Annotated in this window: 17 protein-coding genes; 8 read left to right on the top strand and 9 right to left on the bottom strand. The window is 71.1% G+C overall.

Annotated elements, in window-relative coordinates:
- Nucleotides 1-2: 2 nt before the first annotated feature.
- Together pqqA and ACIRSS_RS13490 are read right to left on the bottom strand one after the other, a co-directional pair.
- Entirely contained in the window at nucleotides 3-125 is a 123-nt protein-coding gene (gene pqqA / locus ACIRSS_RS13495; RefSeq protein ID WP_400894299.1) for a pyrroloquinoline quinone precursor peptide PqqA, read from the bottom strand.
- An 82-nt stretch (nucleotides 126-207) separates the two neighbouring features.
- Entirely contained in the window at nucleotides 208-1,572 is a 1,365-nt protein-coding gene (locus ACIRSS_RS13490) for a wax ester/triacylglycerol synthase family O-acyltransferase (protein WP_400894297.1), read from the bottom strand.
- An 80-nt stretch (nucleotides 1,573-1,652) separates the two neighbouring features.
- On the opposite strand from ACIRSS_RS13490, the gene ACIRSS_RS13485 reads away from it, so the two are divergent.
- The 8 genes from ACIRSS_RS13485 to ACIRSS_RS13450 all read left to right on the top strand — a co-directional run bounded on the left by ACIRSS_RS13485 (nucleotide 1,653) and on the right by ACIRSS_RS13450 (nucleotide 12,529).
- On the top strand, nucleotides 1,653-2,831 hold the full coding sequence (locus ACIRSS_RS13485; RefSeq protein WP_400894295.1) for an NAD(P)/FAD-dependent oxidoreductase: 1,179 nt from the start codon (nucleotides 1,653-1,655) through the stop codon (nucleotides 2,829-2,831).
- A 44-nt stretch (nucleotides 2,832-2,875) separates the two neighbouring features.
- Nucleotides 2,876-4,498, top strand: a complete 1,623-nt coding sequence (locus tag ACIRSS_RS13480; RefSeq protein ID WP_400894293.1) for a thiamine pyrophosphate-binding protein — start codon at nucleotides 2,876-2,878, stop codon at nucleotides 4,496-4,498.
- Nucleotides 4,495-6,516, top strand: a complete 2,022-nt coding sequence (locus tag ACIRSS_RS13475; protein ID WP_400894291.1) for a hydantoinase/oxoprolinase family protein — start codon at nucleotides 4,495-4,497, stop codon at nucleotides 6,514-6,516. Before ACIRSS_RS13480 ends, ACIRSS_RS13475 begins: the two co-directional genes overlap by 4 nt.
- Nucleotides 6,513-8,213, top strand: a complete 1,701-nt coding sequence (locus ACIRSS_RS13470) for a hydantoinase B/oxoprolinase family protein (RefSeq protein ID WP_400894289.1) — start codon at nucleotides 6,513-6,515, stop codon at nucleotides 8,211-8,213. The genes ACIRSS_RS13475 and ACIRSS_RS13470 overlap by 4 nt, the downstream gene beginning before the upstream one ends.
- Nucleotide 8,214: 1 nt before the next feature.
- Complete coding sequence (locus ACIRSS_RS13465; RefSeq protein WP_400894287.1) at nucleotides 8,215-9,000, top strand: SDR family NAD(P)-dependent oxidoreductase; 786 nt, start codon at nucleotides 8,215-8,217, stop codon at nucleotides 8,998-9,000.
- 4 nt (nucleotides 9,001-9,004) lie between these two features.
- Nucleotides 9,005-9,691, top strand: a complete 687-nt coding sequence (locus ACIRSS_RS13460) for a GntR family transcriptional regulator (RefSeq protein WP_400894285.1) — start codon at nucleotides 9,005-9,007, stop codon at nucleotides 9,689-9,691.
- Between the two features lie 45 nt (nucleotides 9,692-9,736).
- Nucleotides 9,737-10,939, top strand: a complete 1,203-nt coding sequence (locus ACIRSS_RS13455; RefSeq protein ID WP_400894283.1) for a CaiB/BaiF CoA transferase family protein — start codon at nucleotides 9,737-9,739, stop codon at nucleotides 10,937-10,939.
- A 321-nt stretch (nucleotides 10,940-11,260) separates the two neighbouring features.
- Nucleotides 11,261-12,529, top strand: coding sequence for an aspartate aminotransferase family protein (locus tag ACIRSS_RS13450; protein ID WP_400894281.1), 1,269 nt, complete (start codon nucleotides 11,261-11,263; stop codon nucleotides 12,527-12,529).
- A 60-nt stretch (nucleotides 12,530-12,589) separates the two neighbouring features.
- On the opposite strand, the gene ACIRSS_RS13445 is transcribed toward ACIRSS_RS13450, so the two are convergent.
- The 7 genes from ACIRSS_RS13445 to ACIRSS_RS13415 form a co-directional block, all read right to left on the bottom strand.
- On the bottom strand, nucleotides 12,590-13,027 hold the full coding sequence (locus ACIRSS_RS13445; RefSeq protein ID WP_400894280.1) for a VOC family protein: 438 nt from the start codon (nucleotides 13,025-13,027) through the stop codon (nucleotides 12,590-12,592).
- On the bottom strand, nucleotides 13,006-13,203 hold the full coding sequence (locus tag ACIRSS_RS13440; RefSeq protein ID WP_004561810.1) for a hypothetical protein: 198 nt from the start codon (nucleotides 13,201-13,203) through the stop codon (nucleotides 13,006-13,008). Before ACIRSS_RS13440 ends, ACIRSS_RS13445 begins: the two co-directional genes overlap by 22 nt.
- Nucleotides 13,204-13,322: 119 nt before the next feature.
- The gene (locus ACIRSS_RS13435; protein WP_400894278.1) at nucleotides 13,323-13,826 is read right to left on the bottom strand and encodes a GNAT family N-acetyltransferase; all 504 of its coding nucleotides are present in this window, start codon (nucleotides 13,824-13,826) and stop codon (nucleotides 13,323-13,325) included.
- 31 nt (nucleotides 13,827-13,857) lie between these two features.
- The gene (locus tag ACIRSS_RS13430; RefSeq protein ID WP_400897448.1) at nucleotides 13,858-14,646 is read right to left on the bottom strand and encodes an IclR family transcriptional regulator; all 789 of its coding nucleotides are present in this window, start codon (nucleotides 14,644-14,646) and stop codon (nucleotides 13,858-13,860) included.
- 120 nt (nucleotides 14,647-14,766) lie between these two features.
- Nucleotides 14,767-15,459, bottom strand: coding sequence for a family 16 glycoside hydrolase (locus ACIRSS_RS13425; RefSeq protein ID WP_400894276.1), 693 nt, complete (start codon nucleotides 15,457-15,459; stop codon nucleotides 14,767-14,769).
- Between the two features lie 74 nt (nucleotides 15,460-15,533).
- Entirely contained in the window at nucleotides 15,534-16,994 is a 1,461-nt protein-coding gene (locus tag ACIRSS_RS13420; RefSeq protein WP_400897446.1) for a PH domain-containing protein, read from the bottom strand.
- A 98-nt stretch (nucleotides 16,995-17,092) separates the two neighbouring features.
- Complete coding sequence (locus ACIRSS_RS13415) at nucleotides 17,093-17,605, bottom strand: PH domain-containing protein (RefSeq protein WP_400894274.1); 513 nt, start codon at nucleotides 17,603-17,605, stop codon at nucleotides 17,093-17,095.
- Nucleotides 17,606-17,723 lie beyond the last annotated feature (118 nt).

Here is a 17,723-nt window from a genome sequence, read left to right as displayed (position 1 = left end):
GTTCAGTCCGCCAGGCGAGCCGCGTAGGCGGTCACCTCCATGGGTGTTTCGTATTCGACGAAGTCGGGGGTCGTCCACACCTCGGTCATGTCGTGCTCCTCTCCCGGGGGTCCGGTCGCCGTCACGGTAAGAGCGCGACGAGCCGGCTGGCCAGAGGAGTTCGGAAAGTTTCCTTCCGATGGCGCAGTGGGGTGCCGATCAGCGGTGCTAGCGGACCGCGGCTTCCAGCTCCACCAACGCGGTGTCGAGGTGCGTCAGGATCCGCTGCAGGTGCGGCACGCTCCGGCGGCAGCCCGTGACGCCGAAGTCGAGGTGGTCGCCGTTGCTCGTCAGCGTGATGTTCACGGCCTGGCCGTCGAGCAGGACCGACGCCGGGTAGATGCCGTCGAGCTGCGCGCCGTTCCAGTACATCTGCTTGCGCGGCCCCGGCACGTTCGAGATCACCAGGTTGAACGGCGGCCGCGTGTTGTTGACGACGCCCGGGATCGGCGAGACGCCCAGCTGCGCGACGTTAACGGCCGATAACAACAGCGTCTGCAACGGTGTCAGCTCCGAGAACAGCCGCTTGCCGTTGCGCATCGACTGGTGGATCGTGACGAGCCGCTTGCCCGCGTCCGGCAGGTCGGTGGCCAGGTTGCACAGCAGCGCGCCGATGTTGTTGCCCGCCGCTTCGCCCGGGTCGTTCTGCCGGCGCAGCGACACCGGCACCATCGCGATCAGCGGCGCGTCCGGCAGCGCGCGCTGCTCGATGAGGTAGTCGCGCAGCGCGCCCGAGCACATCGCGAGCACGACGTCGTTGCGCGACACCCCGGCCGCCGTCGCCACCTGCCGGACGCGGTCGAGCGACCACGACTGCGCCGCGAACCGCCGCGCGCCGCCGATCGGCACGTTGAGCATCGTGCGCGGCGCCTGTCCGGGCAGGGTTAACGTGTGTTCACCGAATGCTTCGCGCGCGACTTTCATCGCGGCCGGCGCCAGGCTCGCGAGCTGGTTGGCGGTCTTGCTCGCGGTCTGCAGGAACGACCGGGGACGCTTGACCCGGCCTTCGCTGGGCTTGCGCCGGCTGCCCCACCACGGCGGGCAGTCGAGGTCCGCGGGGTCGTCCGAGAGCGAGCCCTGCAGCTGGCGCAGCGCCGAGACGCCGTCCATCAGCGCGTGGTGGACCTTGGTGTAGACCGCGAACCGGCCGTCGGCGAGCCCCTCGACGAGGTGCGTCTCCCACAGCGGCCGGTGCCGGTCGAGCAGGGTGCTGTGCCAGCGGGACGTCAGCTCCAGCAGCTCGCGGATGCGGCCCGGCTGCGGCAGCGCCGAGTGCCGGAAGTGGTAGTCGAGCTCGAGGTCGGTTTCCGCGCGCCAGGCCACGTGTCCCATCGTGTTGACGGGCCGCGCCGGGCGACGCCGGAACACCGAGCGCATGTTGTCCGATTCGAGCAGGTTCTTGCGGATGTCGCGCAGGTAGTCCGGTCCGGCGCCGTCCGGCTTCTTGAACAGCTGCAGACCGCCCACGTGCATCGGATGCTCGCGCGTTTCGACGAGGAGGAACATCGAGTCGGTCACGGGCATCATCGCCATGGGACATCACCTTCCGCACTCGGCACGCCGACTCTACGCGCTCGGCGGCCGCCGGTGGATCACGTTCTACATTGGCGAGTATGACCGTCTCCAGCGCCGGGGAAACGTCGTTGCCACCGATGGCCGAGTGCGTCGTGATCGGCGGCGGTGTGATCGGCGTGAGCTGCGCGTTCCACTTGGTGGAAGCCGGTGTCGACGTGCTGCTCGTGGAGCGCGGCGGGCTCGGCGAGGGCTCGACGGCGAAGGCCGCGGGCGGCATCCGGTCGTCGTTCACCAGCCGCGTGAACGTCGAGCTGGGACTGCGCGGGCTCGCGGCGTACAGCGCTTTCTCGGAGCGCTTCGGCGTCGAGATCGACTTCCGCCGCGACGGCTACCTGTACTTGCTCGCCGACCCCGCGGAGGAGACTGCAATCGGACATTGCGCGGAGCTGCAGCGGGAGTACGGAGTGCGCAGCCACCTGCTGACTCCCGCGGAAGCGAAGGGTGTCCTCCCCCTGCTCGAGACGGACGGGGTCGTGTCCGCGCTGTGGTCTCCGGACGACGCGAAGGCGACGCCGGACGCGGTTGTCCAGGGCTACGCGCGTGCGGCGCGGACATGCGGCGCGACGCTCCGGACCGGCGTCGAGGTCACCGGGATCGAGCGTGACGGCGACACGTTAACCGGCGTTAACACAGCGGCGGGGTTCGTCCGGACCGGCGCGGTCGTGTGCGCGGCAGGAGCGTGGTCCGGACGGATCGGGGCGCTGGCCGGACTGGACCTCCCCGTGCGGCCGTTCCGGCGGCAGGTCGTGTTCACCGGCCCGGTGCCCGGACTGCCGGAGCACGTCCCGCTGACCATCGAGCTGCCGTCGGCGTTCTACTTCCACCGCGAAGGCGCAGGCCTGGCCATGTCGTTCAGCGAGGACGACGGCTTCCCCGGCTTCGGCACGCACTACGAAGCGGGCGAGTGGCTGCCGCGGCTGGCCGAGCTGGCGGGTCGCCGGATCCCGGCCGTGCTCGACGCCGGCATCCGGACCGCCTGGGCCGGCTTGTACGAAATGACGCCGGACCGCAACCAGATCATCGGGGAAAGCGTCCTGCTGTCGCGGTTCTTCTACGCGACCGGCTTCTCCGGCCACGGCTTCCAGATGGGGCCGGCCACCGGCGAGCTGATCCGGGACCTCTACCTGGGGCGCGAGCCGGCGGTGGACGTCACCGAGCTGGACGTCCGGCGCTTCGAAAGCGCCGATACCGCACCCGCGGAGCACAACATCGTCTAGGGGCCGATTGCCAGATCGTTCAACGATCTGGCAGTATCCGCGCCGTGGCTGTGAGTGGTGCTCGGGAGCTGGTGGACGCGCTTCAAGCGCTGGGGACGGAGATCGTCTTCGGCCTCCCGGGGGTGCACAACCTGCCGTTGTGGGAGGCGCTCGCCGAGACGAGCATCAAGCTCGTCGGCGTCCGCCACGAACAGACCGCGGGCTACGCGGCCGACGGCTACGCGCGCGCGACCGGCAAGCTCGGCGTCGCCCTCGTCACCACCGGTCCGGGCGCCGCGAACACCCTCGGCGCGGTCGGCGAGGCCATGGCGTCGGCGGCTCCGGTGCTGGTCATCGCCACCGACATCCCCTCGACGCTGCGGCGGCCCGGCGTCGTGCGCGGCGTGCTGCACGAGACGTCCGACCAGCAGGCGATGTTCGCGCCGGTGACCAAGGGCGGCTTCACCGTGCGGGCCGCCGACCAGATCGGCACTACGGTGCACCGCGCGGCCCGGCTCGCGCTGCAGCCGCAGAGCGGTCCCGTCTACCTCGGCGTGCCGACCGACTACCTGCGCGAGACGGTGCCGCACCGGCGTCCGCCCGCGCCGCACCGCAAGCCCGACGGCGACGTGCCCGACCTCGCGCGCGCCGAGGCTCTGCTGTCCGACGCGGAGCACCCGCTGATCTGGGCGGGCGGCGGCGCGTTGCGGTCCGGGGCGGGCGACGCCATCGGCGCGCTCGCCGAGAAGATCGCCGCGCCGGTCATCACCACCTTCGGCGCCCGCGGCCTGCTCCCGCTCGACCACCCGTGCCTCGCCCCCAATCCGGTGCACACGCCGGAGGTCGGCGAGCTGTGGGACGAGGCCGACGTCGTGCTCGCGATCGGCACCGACTTCGACGGCCTGATGACGCAGAACTGGCGGATGCCCAAGCCGCGCAAGCTGGTCGCGATCAACGTCGACGCCGACGACGCCGCCAAGAACTACCAGCCCGACCTGACGCTGGTCGGGGACGCGCGCGGGATCGTCGAGCGGTTGCTGCCCAAGGAGCGGCCCGGCCTGGACGACATCACCCTGCGGCTGGCAGGTATCGGCCGCCGCGTGCGCCAGCGGATCCGCGACGAAGAACCGCAGGCCTACGACTTCCTGTCCACTTTGGACGAAGTGCTGCCGACGGACGCGGTGCTGGTGTCCGACATGTGCGTCGCCGGCTACTGGGTCGGCGGTTTCCACCGGGTGCGCGCGCCGCGCAAGCTCGCCTATCCGATGGGCTGGGGCACCCTGGGCTACGGCTTTCCGGCGTCGCTCGGCGCTGCCGCGGCGGGTGTCGGGCGAGCCATCTGCATCACCGGCGACGGCGGATTCCTCTACGGCTGCGGCGATCTCGCGACGCTCGCGCAGGAGCAGCTGCCGGTCACGGTGGTCCTGGTCGACGACGGCGGCTACGGCATGCTGCGCTACGACCAGGAACGCGCCGGTCTCCCGCGTCGCGGAGTCGACTGGGACAGCCCGGACTTCGTCGGTCTCGCGCGGTCCTTCGGCGTGCACGCGGATCGCGTCTCCGGGTTCGGGCGCGCGTTCCGGCGGCTGCTCGGCGAGTTCGTCGAGTCGGACGAGCCGAACGTCCTGGTCGTGAAGGCCCGGCTGAAGCCGCCCCTGAACACGTCCCCGCGGTGGTACCGCACATGAGGATCGGCGTCGACATCGGTGGCACGTTCACCGACCTCTGCGCGGTCGACGAGTCCGGGATCGTCGCGGTCGGCAAGGTCCTGACCACGCACGACGAGCCGGCCCGGGCGGTAGAAGAGGGCCTGGCCGCGCTGCTCAGCGACGCCGGGGCGGTCGAGCAGGTCGTGCACGGGACGACGCTGGTGACGAACGCGCTGATCGAGCGCAAGGGTTCGCGGACCGCGTTGCTCGCGACGGCGGGCTTCCGTGACGTCCTGGAGATGCGCCGTGAGCACCGCTACGAGCTGTACGACCTGCGCCTCGAACTGCCCGCGCCGCTGGTTCCGCGGCACCTGCGGTTCGACGTCCCGGAGCGGATCCTCGCCGACGGGTCCGTCCACACCGCACTCGACGAGCAGTACGTTGTAAGGCTGGGGCGCGAGCTGGCCGACCGCGGGATCGAGGCGGTCGCCGTCTGCTTCCTGCACGCGTTCACGAACCCGGCGCACGAACGGCGCGTTGCGGAGATCCTTGCGGAGGTGGCGCCCTCGCTGAGGGTGGCGCTGTCGTCGGACGTCGTCCCCGAGATCCGCGAGTTCGAGCGCGCGTCGACCACTGTCGCCAATGTATACGTTCAGGACCTCACCGAGCGCTACCTGCGCGACCTCGAACACCGCTTGCGCCGGCTCGGGATTCCCGGAGCGCCGCACATCATGCTGTCCAACGGCGGTCTGGCCACCGTGGACACCGCGGCCCGGCACCCGATCCGCATCCTCGAGTCCGGACCGGCGGGCGGGGCACTGGCGGCGGCCGCGATCGGGCCGGACGACCTGCTCGCGTTCGACATGGGCGGCACGACGGCGAAGCTCTGCCTGATCGCCGGCGGCGCGCCGCTCGTGACGCACCAGTTCGAAGTGGACCGCAAGTACCGGCTGCTGCCCGGCTCCGGCCTGCCGGTGCAGGTGCCGGTCACGGACATGATCGAGATCGGCGTCGGCGGCGGGTCGATCGCCCGGATCGACGCGCTGGGCCTGCTGACCGTCGGTCCCGACTCGGCCGGGTCCGAGCCCGGTCCGGCGTGCTACGGCCGCGGCGGCACCGAGCCGACGGTCACCGACGCCGACCTGGTGCTCGGCTACCTCGACCCGGCCTACTTCCTCGGCGGCGGAATGCGCCTGGACGCCGAAGCCGCCCGGACGGTGCTGGGGGAAAAGATCGCCGGCCCGCTCGGGGTGAGCGTCGAAGAGGCCGCGTGGGGCATCCACACGAGCGTCAACGAAGACATGGCCAACGCCGCCCGGGTGCACGCCGTCGAGCGCGGTCAGGATCCCGCGAAGCTGCCGATGTACACGTTCGGCGGTGCGGGGCCGGTGCACGGCGTCGGCGTCGCGCGGGCGCTCGGGGCGCCGTCGGTCGTCGCGCCGCCGGCCGCGGGCGTGCTCAGCGCGGCCGGGTTCCTGACCGCGCCGCTCGCGTTCGACTTCGTCCGCTCGGCCCGCGCGGCCGTGCACGACCTCGAGTGGGAGCAGGTCGACGCGCTGTTCGCCGAGATGGAGGCCGAAGGCGAAGCGCTGCTCGCGAAGTCCGGCGCGTCCGAAGTCACGCACCGGCGGATCGCCGAGATGCGCTACGCCGGGCAGGGCTACGAGATCCGAGTTCCGGTCCGCGGTGGCGACTGGCCACAGACACTGATCGAGGAGTTCACCCGCACCTATCGCGCGCTCTACCAGCGATCGGGGCCGGAGGTCGGCGTCGAGGTACTGAACTGGCGGGTGGTTTCGAGCGGCCCCGCGCCGGACGTCACCTTACGGCTTAAGGTGCCGGCGAAGAGCGGCAACGCGCGCAAGGGAACCCGCAAGGCCTACTTCCCGGCGGCGGGCGGATTTGTCGACACGGCGGTCTTCGATCGGTACCTCCTGACGCCGGGCGAGCGCGTTGACGGACCGGCCATCGTCGAGGAACGCGAGTCCACCGTGGTCGTCCCGCCGGGCGCGCACTGCGTCGTCCGGGAGGACGCGGCGCTGGAGGTGACGGTGTGAGCGTCGACCCGATCCTGGTCGGGCTGTTCGGCAACCGCCTGCACTCGATCCTCGCCGAGCAGCAGAACGCGCTGGTCAACACGGCCTTCTCCGCCGTCGTCCGCGAATCGCTCGACCTGGCCTGCGCGGTGTTCGACTCGCGCGGCGAGATGATCGGCCAGTCCGTCGGCGGCACGCCCGGACACATCAACGCGATGGCCACCGGCATGCACCACTTCGTCGCCGCGTACCCGCCGGAGTCCCTCGAGCCCGGCGACGTCCTGCTCACCAACGACCCGTGGCAGACGGCCGGGCAGATCAACGACATCACCGTCGCGACGCCGGTGTTCCGGCACGGGAGGCTGGTCGCGTGGTTCGCGTCCTGCTGCCACGCGCCCGACATCGGCGGCCGGCTCGTGTCCGCCGAAGCCCACGAGGTCTTCGAAGAGGGACTGCGGCTGCCGATCCTCAAGTTCCTGCGCGCGGGCGAGGTCGACACCGACCTGGAACGGCTGATCCGCGCCAACGTGCGGACGCCGGAGGAGACGATCGGCGACCTGTACGCGCAGGTCACCGGCAACGAGGTCGGCGCGGCCAGCCTGCTGCGGCTCCTCGAGGAATTCGGTCTCGACGATCTCGACGACGTCGCCGCCGAGATCATGAACCGGTCCGAGAAAGCTCTGCGCGACGCACTGCGGAAGCTGCCGGACGGCGTCTACACCAACGAAATCGTCACCGATGGCTTCGACGACGAAGAGATCGTCCTGCGCGTGACGGCCACTGTGGACGGTGACGAGATCCACCTGGACTTCGCCGGTTCGTCGCCGCAGAGCCGGCGCGGGATCAACGTCGTGCTGAACTACACGCGCGCGTACGCGTCGTTCGCGGTCAAGGCCGCGATTTCGCCGGAGGTGCCGCACAACGCGGGGTCGTTCCGGCCCGTGCACGTCTCCGCGCCGGAGGGTTCGGTGCTGAACTGCCTGCCGCCCGCGCCGGTCGCGTCCCGGCACCTGATCGGGCACTTCCTGCCGTCGCTGCTGATCGGCGCGCTGCCCGGTGCCGCGATCGCGCCGAGCGCGGACGCGCTGTGGATGACCATCTGGCGTGGCCCCGGGTTCATGCTGAATGTCTTCCAGACCGGCGGCATGGGCGCGCGCGTGGACAAGGACGGCCTCAACACCACCGGGTTCCCGAGCGGACTGCGGTCGACGCCGACCGAGGTCATCGAGACGATGGCGCCATTGGTCCAGCACACGCGCGAGCTGCGCGCGGACTCCGGCGGCGCCGGACGGTGGCGTGGCGGCCTCGGCCAGGTGACGACGATGGCGCTGCGCGAGGGCGGCGCGTGGAGCGTCAACGGGAACGTCGATCGCGTGCGCGCGGCGGCATCCGGGGTGGACGGTGGGTCGCCCGGTGCGGCCGGGCGGTTCGGTCTGCACGACGGTTCCGACCTGCCCGCGAAGAGCCGCGTCACCCTGGCACCGGAGTCTGTCGTGGACGTCACGCTGCCGGGCGGCGGTGGGTACGGGTCGCCGTTCGAGCGTCCCGTGGCAGCGGTGCTCGCCGACGTCGTCGACGGTTACGTCTCCGTCGACGCCGCACGCAATGTATACGGAGTATCCATCAGGTACCACGGATACCCGGACGCGCTCGTCCGGCTGCCGGAGGACTACGCGGTCGACGAAGAGCAGACAGCACGACTGAGAACGGGGAAGTGACATGAGTCGGTTGGCCGGCAAGGTGGCGGTCGTCTTCGGCGGCGCGCGGGGCATCGGCCTCGCCACGGTGAAGGAGTTCCTCGCCGAGGGCGCGACGGTGTTCGCTTCCGACATCCGCGAGCCCGCGGAGCCCGTCGAGGGTTACCGGCACTCCATAGTGGACGCCACGGACGAAGACGCCGTGGCGGCGTTCGTCGACGGCGTGCTCGCCGAGGCCGGCCGCATCGACGTGCTGTTCAACAACGTCGGCATCCACCTCGGCAAGCCGCTCGCCGACACGACACTGGCCGAGTTCGACAACATCTTCGCGCTCAACGTCCGCGCCGCCTTCCTCGGCACCCGCGCCGTGCTGCCGCACATGATCGAGCAAAAGGCGGGCAGCATCATCACGACGTCGTCGAACGGCGGCGTGATGGGCCGCCCCGGCGACCCGGTCTACAACGCCACGAAGCACGCGCTGGTCGGGCTGACGAAGTCGATCGCCGTCGCGCACGCGCACCAGGGCATCCGCGCCAACACGGTGAACCCCGGCGCGATCGACACCGACATGCTGCGCAGCACCCTGAACTCGCCGGAGGAGTTCGAAACCAAGCAGCACCAGCTGGTCGCGAGCACGCCCGCGGCGCGCGTCGGCGAAGCGTGGGAGGTCGCGAAAGCCGTCGTGTTCCTGGCCAGCGACGAGTCGCGGTTCATCAACGGCGTCGTGCTGCCGATCGACGGCGCGAAGGCCGCGGGCGCGATGCCGGGCAACCGCTACAGCCTCGACTTCGACCTCGGCGTCAGGTAGTGCCGTGTCGATCGACGCCTCGGGGCTGGAGAGCGAGCGGCACCTGCTCGAACGCAGCGGCACGGCCGAGCGGGTCGCCGCGATCCTGCGCCAGTACATCACCGACGGCGTCTTCGCCCCCGGTGAACGGCTGTCCGAGCCGGTGATCAGCTCGGCGCTCGGCGTCTCGCGCAACACGCTGCGCGAGTCGTTCCAGCTGCTGGCCCACGAGCGGCTGGCGGTGCACGAGCTGAACCGCGGCGTGTTCGTCCGCGAGCTGACGACGGAGGACATCGAGGACCTGTACGTCGTCCGCCGCGCCACCGAATGCGGCGCCCTCCGGCGGGCGGCCGAGTTGTCCACCGTGGACTTGGCGCCGGTCGAGCTGGCCCTGCGGGACGGCCGGACGGCGGCCGCCGCCGAGGACTGGCCGGCCGTCGGCACCGCGAGCATCCACTTCCACCAGGCGCTCGCCGATCTCGCCGGCAGCGAGCGCATCTCCGCGACCATGCGCCAGGTGCTCGCCGAAACGCGGCTGTTCTTCGTCCTCAACGAGAACACGCGCGAGTTCTACGAGCCGTTCCTCGGCTGCCACGAGCAGATCCTGCGCGACCTGCGGGACGGCCGGTTCGCGGCGGCGGAAGCCGCGCTGGACCGCTACCTCCGCGACGCCGAAGCGCTGCTGCTCGCGCTCAGCGCACGTACAACGTAAGGCTGCGATCGCCGCGCGTGAGCCGCCGACCGGAAGGAAAGGGTCATGACCTCGATGCCTGCCGACCACGCCGGATTCCGCCCGCTGGACGGGATCAAGGTCGTCGACCTGTCCCGCATCCTCGCCGGGCCGTACTGCACGCAGTACCTCGGCGAAATGGGCGCGGACGTGGTGAAGGTCGAGCCGCCCGGGCACGGCGACGACACCCGCGGCTGGGGACCGCCGTTCGTCGGCGAGAGCGACGAGGCCGTGTACTACCTCGCGGCGAACCGGAACAAGCGCGGCATCGTGCTCGACCTCAAGAGCGACCGCGGCCGTGAAGCCCTCCGGCGGCTGGTCGCCGACGCGGACGTGCTCGTCGAGAACTTCCGGCCGGGGACGCTGGAGAAGTGGGGCCTCGGGTACGCGACCCTGGCGGAGCTGAACCCGCGGCTGATCCACGTGTCGATCACCGGTTTCGGCCAGACGGGTCCGTACCGCGACCGCGCGGGCTACGACCTCGTCGCGCAGGCTCTCGGCGGCGTCATGTCGCTGACCGGCGAGCCGGACGGCGCGCCGGCGAAGGTCGGGCTGCCGGTCGCGGACCTGAACGCGGGGACGTGGGCGATCATCGCGGTGCTGATGGCGCTGCAGGCCCGCCACACGACCGGCCGCGGCCAGTACCTCGACGTGTCCCTTTTGGACAGTCAGCTCGCCTGGCACGTCTACGCCGCGGGCGCGCACTTCTACGACGCTCCCCGGCCGCGCCGGATGGGCTCGGCGCACCCGAGCATCGTCCCGTACCAGGCGTACCACGTCTCGGACGGCTGGCTGATCATCGCGGTGGGCAGCGAAAAGCTGTGGCACGCGTTCTGCGGGGTGCTGAGCCTGGACGTCGCGTCGGACCCGCGGTTCTCGTCGAACGCTCTTCGGGCCGCTCACCGCGACGAGCTGAACGCGCTGCTGGAACCGGTCCTGCTGACGCGTACGGCGGCGGACTGGCTGAAGGCGTTCGACGCGGCAGGCATCCCGGCGGCGCCGATCAACGAGATCGACGACGTGTACGCGGACCCGTGGACGGCCGCGCGCGACCAGGTGGTCCGGCTGCCGCACCCGACGGTGGGGACGTACCTGGGGACGGGCTTCCCGGTGAAGGCGTCGGACACCCCGGCGCGGCCGACGTCCGCGCCGCCGACGCTGGGCCAGCACACGGCGGAGGTGCTGGCGGAGCTGGGGTACTCGGCGGAGGAGATCGCGGAGTTCGGCTGAGGCTCGGCTTCCCGGCGGGTCGCCAGTGGAGGTAGTCCGCGGCGAGCCGGATCAGCCGCGGGCTGCGGCCGGTCAGCAGGACGCCGATTGCCCACGCGGCGAGGCCGGGCACCAGTGCGGGGTCGGACCACGCGTGGCCGGAGAGCGGGAACCGCCAGGGGCGAGGACCGCGAGCGCGAGGATCGTCGGGCTGGTCTGCGCGTCGCCGTTGCGGGTTGCGCTGCCGTTCCGGCCAGTGCGGTGGTGCGAACTGTGCACGATGGAGTGTTCGCGCTCCCCGCTTCGCCCTGGTAGGGATGGGGGAAGGACTGAGGAGGACCGATGTCAGCACAGCACGCCCTTTGGCACCCGTTCGCCGACATGGGCGCGGTCGCGAACGACCGGATGGTCATCACCCGCGGTGAGGGCTCCTACGTCTGGGACGACGCCGGACGACGGTACTTCGACGCCACCGCGTCGCTCTGGTACGCGAACTTCGGCCACGGCCGGCCGGAGATCACCGAGGCCGTCACCAAGCAGTTGCAGACGCTCGACTCGTACAACCTGTTCGGCTACAACGCCAACGAGCCGGCGATCGAGCTGGCCGATCGCGTCGCCGCACTGGCGCCGACACCGGGGTCGAAAGTCTTCTTCGGCTCGGGCGGCGGGGACGTCATCGACACCGCCGTGAAGCTCGCGCGCGCGTACTTCGCGCAGACCGGGCGTCCGGAGAAGGCGCACGTCATCGGCCGGACGCAGGGCTACCACGGCACGCACGGCTTCGGCACGGCCGTCGGTGGCATCCCGGCCAACGCGGCCGGCGTCGGGCCGCAGCCGCCGGAGTTCTCGCACGTCCCGTTCGACGACGCCGCGGCCCTGGAAGCCGAGATCGAGCGAGTGGGCGCGTCGCGCGTGGCGGCGTTCTTCTGCGAGCCGGTGATCGGCGCGGGCGGCGTGCTGCTGCCGCCGGACGGCTACCTCGAGGAGGTGGCGGCGATCTGCCGCCGGCACGACGTGCTGTTCGTCGCGGACTGCGTGATCGCCGCGTGGGGCCGGCTTGGGACGTGGTTCGGCATCGACCGCTGGGCGGTCCGGCCGGACATGATCACGACGGCGAAGGGCATCACCGGCGGCACGATCCCGCTGGGCGCGCTGGTGGTGGCGCCGCGGGTGGCGGAACCGTTCTTCACGGGAGCGCCGGGCGCACCGATCTTCCGCCACGGCGCGACGTACGCGGGCCACCCGGTGGCGTGCGCGGCGGGCCTGGCGACGCTGGACATCTACGAGCGCGACAACCTGATCCCGCGCGGCCGCGAGCTGGAGAAACCCCTGGCCGACGCGGTATCGGCAGCGAACGGGCACCCGCTGGTGGCGGAGACCCGCGCCGGGCTCGGCTTCCTGGCGGCGGTCGAGCTGACGGCGGAGGTCATGGACGCCGACCCGGGAGCCCCGGTGAAGCTGCAGCGCGCGTGCCGCGACGAGGGCGTGATCGTGCGCAACCTCGGCCGCGGCGTCGCGGTGTCGCCGCCGCTGGTGGCGGGGGAGCCGGAGCTGGACCTGCTGGCTTCCGCGCTGCCCAAGGCGTTGGACCGCTTGGCCGCGCAGAGCTGAACGACGCCGCGAACGGCTCTTTCCCGTCCTGGAGACGGCGGGAAAGAGCCGTTCACGACGTCACGAGATGCAGAACTCGTTCCCCTCCGGATCGGCCACGGTCACCCAGCTGTGCGGCCCCTGCCGCCCGCGCCACAGGAACTTCGCCCCGCGGGTCGTCAGCTTCTCCAGCGTCGCCTCGACGTTGTCCGCGCCCACCCACACGTCGATGTGCAGCCGGTTCTTCACCGTCTTCGGCTCCGGGACCTCCTGGAACAGGATCCGCCGGGGTGGACCGTCCGGTGGCGAGTCCGGGTGGCGGATCGCCGCGCCCGTTCTCCACACCAGAGACCCGTTGTACGTCCGGGTCTCCTCCTCCTTCGCGTACCCCTTCGCGATCATCTCGCGGATGAAGTCCTCGTCCGTCGGTTCGACCGGCCAGCCGAGCGTCTCGGCCCACCAGTCGGCGAGCACGTGCGGGTCGGCCGTATCCACCACTACCTGGAAGTCATGCGCCATACGGGCACGTTAACGACCGAGTCCGACATTTTCCGGAGCATCGGGTCCTCGGGCACGACCGTGAAGCGCCACTTGTCGACGCCGCCGCCCATGATCTCGGCGTAGCGTCGGGCGCCGTCGGCGTTGGCGAACCGCACCTGCTGGCCGTTCGTCAGGTGGGTGATCTTGACCGCCATGACAACCTCCCGAAGTCTGTGGGCCGGCCCAGGAGCTTCCCCCTCCGAGGCCGGCGAGCACAGTAGAACACATGTTCGACTGTCCGCGCCACCGCATCCCCCGCGCAGGTGAGAACCGTTCAGAGGGGCCGGATCATCGCCACGCGCGGCCACGCGTCGAGGCCGCGGGCCGCCTCCGCGCGGCGGATCGCCCGCAGCTCGTCGCCGATCTCGGCGTCCACCAGGACCCGGAACCCCAGCCGCTCGTAGTACGGCGCGTTCCACGGCACGGCTTCGTACGTTGTAAGGGACAACGCCGGCAGTCCGCGGGCGGCGGCCCACTCGGCGAGCGTCTCCACCAGTGCCCGGCCGAGCCCGCGCCGCGTGTGCGAGGTCCGCACCGAGACCTGCTCGATGTGCGCGCACCCGTCGACGACCTCCGCGACGAGGTACGCGACCGGCCGGTCGCCGTCGTCCACGGCCACCCACGCGCGGCCGGCGGACTGGTACACCGCCAGTTCCGCCACCGAACCCGGGTCGTCGTCGGCGATCGCCGCCATGTCGACGGCGCGGAACAGGCTGCCGGCGTCGCGTTCGACGTCGATCAGCGCGGGCAGGTCGTCGGGACGCGCGAGCCGGATCACGCAGGCATTCGTACGCGTCCCGCCGGGATTTTCACAGCGAATAAGACGAGATCGTGCGCTCGATGCGGGTCGCGTACCCGCGCAGGGCGGTGATGGCGTTGTGCCGGGCTTCCTCGGTGATCCGCGCGGCCGGGCCGGCCATGGTCAGCACCGTCGGCCGCCGTCCGTAGGCGGTCACCGGCACCGAACACGCCCAGACGCCCTCGTCGATTTCCCCGGAGCTGACCGAATACCGGTTCTCCAGCGCGTGCTTGAGCTCGTCGCGCACGTAGGTGCCGCGCTGCTCGACGACCGGCGCCAGCCGCCGGTCGCGTTCGATCTCCGGCAGCAGGGCGAGCAGCATCTTGCCGGACGCGCCGACGCCGAGCGGCAGCGAATGCCCCGGCTCGAAGGTGAACCGCATGGCGCGGTCGCACTCGACGCGGTCCGCGCACACGGCGGCGTCGCCGAACTGCTGGAAGAGCATCACGGTCTCGCCGAGCTCCCGCGAGGCTTCCTCCATGGCCGGCTTCGCCAGCCGCACGAGGTCGTTCGCCAGCTGCGCGGCCCGCGCGAGCGGCATCACCTGGCTGGTGAGGTGGTAGTGCCCGGCGCGGCCCTCTTCGAGCAGCTGCAGCTCCTTGAGCAGCGCGACGTAGCGGTAGGTCGTCGCGACCGGGGTGCCGATCGTCGCGGCGAGCTCGGCGACGCTGGCTTCCCAGCGCCGTTCGGAAAAGGCGAGGAGCAGCTGGAGGACCTTGCGGGAACTGCTGGCGCCGGGAGTCCGGCGCGGGGCGGTGGTGGTGGCGGAACCGTCGACGGCACTGACGGCAGGCGTCATCATGACCTCTCGGTGAGACAAAAACGACCTTCGCTATCACACGGGGTGAATAAATTAGCACGTTGTGTTAAACGAAAGCCAGTAATCCGCCGACGGCCCGCCATTCGGGAAAAAACCGGGTCAGAGCGTGAGGAACTCGCCCGGTTTCGTCACCACCGGTGACTCGACGTAGAGCCCGCGGTACTCGTCCTGGATCCCGGAGTTGTGCACTTGCAGCGCGAGCGGGCCGACGCGCCCGGCCGTCTTGTCGGTGAACCGCAGGACCTCGGTGCCCTTGCAGGTCACGGCCGTCCCGGTGAGCGGGCAGCACGCCATCCGGGCCACGCCGGTCGTCATGTCGCCGATCAGCTCGCACTGCGCCCACTTCTTGATGTCGATCGACGTGTGCGGCAGCTGCGTGAACAGTTTGCCGCCGCCGTCGTTGTGGCCCGGCCGGTAGTCCCAGTGCCCGCCGTTCGGCGGCTGGAACTGGATGGCGCTCAGCGCGTCGCGGATCGGGTCGGTGGTGCCCCAGATCAGCACGGTCGGTTTGTGGTTGCCCTTGACCTGGCGGACATTGAATATCCACCGAAACGTGCCGACCTGCTGTTTGTTGTAGTACAACCAGCCGCGGGCCGTGCCATTGCCGTGGATGACGCCGTTCTTCGCCGACCAAAGGCCGGTTTTCGACGAAGTCCAGCCGCTGAGGCTGGTGCCGTCGAACATCGGGACGAGGTTCGGGTCGCCGTACGGGTTGTCGGCCGCCGCGGCCGGTACCGGAACCGAGGCCGCGAGGATCCCCGCGGCCACCACACCAAGGAGCTTCCGGAACATTCCTGCCGTCCTCTCTAGCGCGGTTAGCGGGTTCGGACGGCGAAATTCACGTTAGAAGCCGCGCGGGTGGAGCGTCAACCGCGGTCCCGCTCATCGGTCAGGAACGGCGTCAGCAGGCCGGGAACGGCGCGGTCGGCGAGCGCGAGCCCGTCGGACTCGCCGACGTCGAGCACCCGGTAGTGGCCCTTGCCGGCGGCGACCGGCGCGATGATCGTGACCAGCCCGGCGCGCCGCTGGAAGTACGAGCGTTCGACGACGACGCCGGTCATCCCGTCGCAACGGACCGCCGCGGTGCCGCGGTCCAGCGACCCCGAGCGCGTCACGAGGTAGCGGCCGGTGAGCGCGTGCCCGAGGCCGCGGTAGCGGTCCCAGCCGACGAGCGCGGCGAACGGCACCAGCACGAGCGCCGCCTGCCACGGCCAGTCCGGCAGCGCGCCGAGCCACGCCAGGCCGTAGAGCGCCGCCGCGAGCAGCAGCACGCCGGTGACGGCCCGGGTGAGCCGCCGGTACAGCGCACGGCGCGGATGACGCACCAGCGGCGTCGCCGCGGGGTCCTCGCCGAGCACGTCCGCGACGACTTCGTGCGCCTTCGCGAGCGGCGCGGGCGGGAGCAGCAGGCCGCCGCTCTTGTCCGCGCCCTTGCCTTCGCGCAGACCGCCGGCGATGGCGACGCAGCGCGCACCGCCGGCCAGCCGCAGCGGCAGCGGCTCGCGGATCTCGACGCCGCGCAGGCGGTCCTCCTCGATCGACACCGAGCGCGTCGTGATCAGCCCGCGCCGGATGTGCAGCGTGCCCGCGGGTTCGCGGGTGAGCCGGAAGTTCCAGAACGACAGGACGTACCCGCCGATCGACAGCAGCGAGACGAGCACCAGCAGCCCGACGGCCGCGAGCACCAGGCTCACCCACGTCGGCGTGTCCGCGAAGTGCCCGACGACCGTCTGGACCAGCGAGAACCGGATCGGGTCGAAGTGCAGCTCGTGCGCGAAGTGGTAGACGGTACCGACGGCGGCGCCGACCACGGCCAGCCCGGACAGCGTGAACGGCGCGTAGCGCAGCCACTTCTTGTCGACGGCGGCGACCAACTGCTCCGGCGGCGCGGGGGTCTCGTCGGTGACAACCACAGCCTTACGGTGTAAGAGCAGGGTCCGCAGGCGCTGTGCTTCCGCGATCGTGACGGCGTCGAGGACGAGCTCGTCCTTGCCCGGCCCCTTCCCGTGGGAGTGGCGCCCGGTGCCGATCCGGGCGGCGGCCAGCGAGAACAGCCGGTGCTTCGGCTCGGACGTGACGTCGACCGTGCGGATCCGGTCGCGCGGGATCGCGCGCTGCTTGCGCAGCAGCAGTCCGGTGTGCCACTCGACCTGCGTCTCGGTGATCCGGTAGCGCGAGGTCAGCACGTGCGAGACACCGGTGAAGACGGCGATCGCGGTGAAGACGAGGCCGATCCACTGCCACGGTTCGCCGTGGCCGAACAGCAGCGCGCCCAGCAGCACCGGCAGCGACCGCACCAGGTCCAGCACCGGCCGGATGAGCAGCATGCGCCGGTCGAGGCGGTGCCACGGCGCTTCCGGCGTCCCCTCCGCGGGGCGCGTCACGACGGCTGCCGCGCCGTCTGCCAGTGCGTCGGCGCCGCTGCTCACGTCGCGTCCCCGCGGACGGCCTGGGTCGTCTTGGTCAGCTCGTCCGCCAGCTCGAGGGCGCGGTCGTGCGCCAGGCCCGAGATGCGCAGCGGGCCGGCCGCGGACGCCGTCGTCACGGTGATCTTCGCCAGCCGGAACAGCTGCTCGCCGGGGTCGCGCTCGATGTCGACGGTCTGGATCCGGGAGATCGGCGCGATCCGCCACTCCTGCTTCAGCCAGCCGGACTGCGTGTAGACGGCCTCGCCGGTGACCTCCCAGCGGTGCACGCGGTAGCGCCACTGCGGCATGACGACGAGGTGCAGCGGACCCACCACGCAGGCGACCACGAGCGCCACCGTGAGGAACGCCGGCGGATCGTCGCTGGTCACCACGATGGCCGTGAGGATCCCGATGACGACGATCCAGGAGATCGACGCCATCGCCGTCCAGTAGCCGATGGCCCGGCGGCTGACCCGGTGCGCCGGTGGCCGCAGCCGCAGCGCCGCTGTGTTCGTGGTGTGTTCGCTCACGGGTCAAGCGTGCCCGATCGGCGCCTTGCGTGCCCACGACAAGTGTCACGATGCCGATTTGGTCCGGGCTCGATCGCGTGCCGTTACGATCGGCAACACCGTCGGAGGAATGGAAACG

The sequence above is a fragment of the Amycolatopsis sp. NPDC101161 genome (genome assembly GCF_044768185.1).
GTDB lineage: Bacteria > Actinomycetota > Actinomycetes > Mycobacteriales > Pseudonocardiaceae > Amycolatopsis.
The sequence above is the reverse complement of the archived record's forward strand: the minus strand, read 5'-3'. Positions and strand labels throughout refer to the sequence as shown.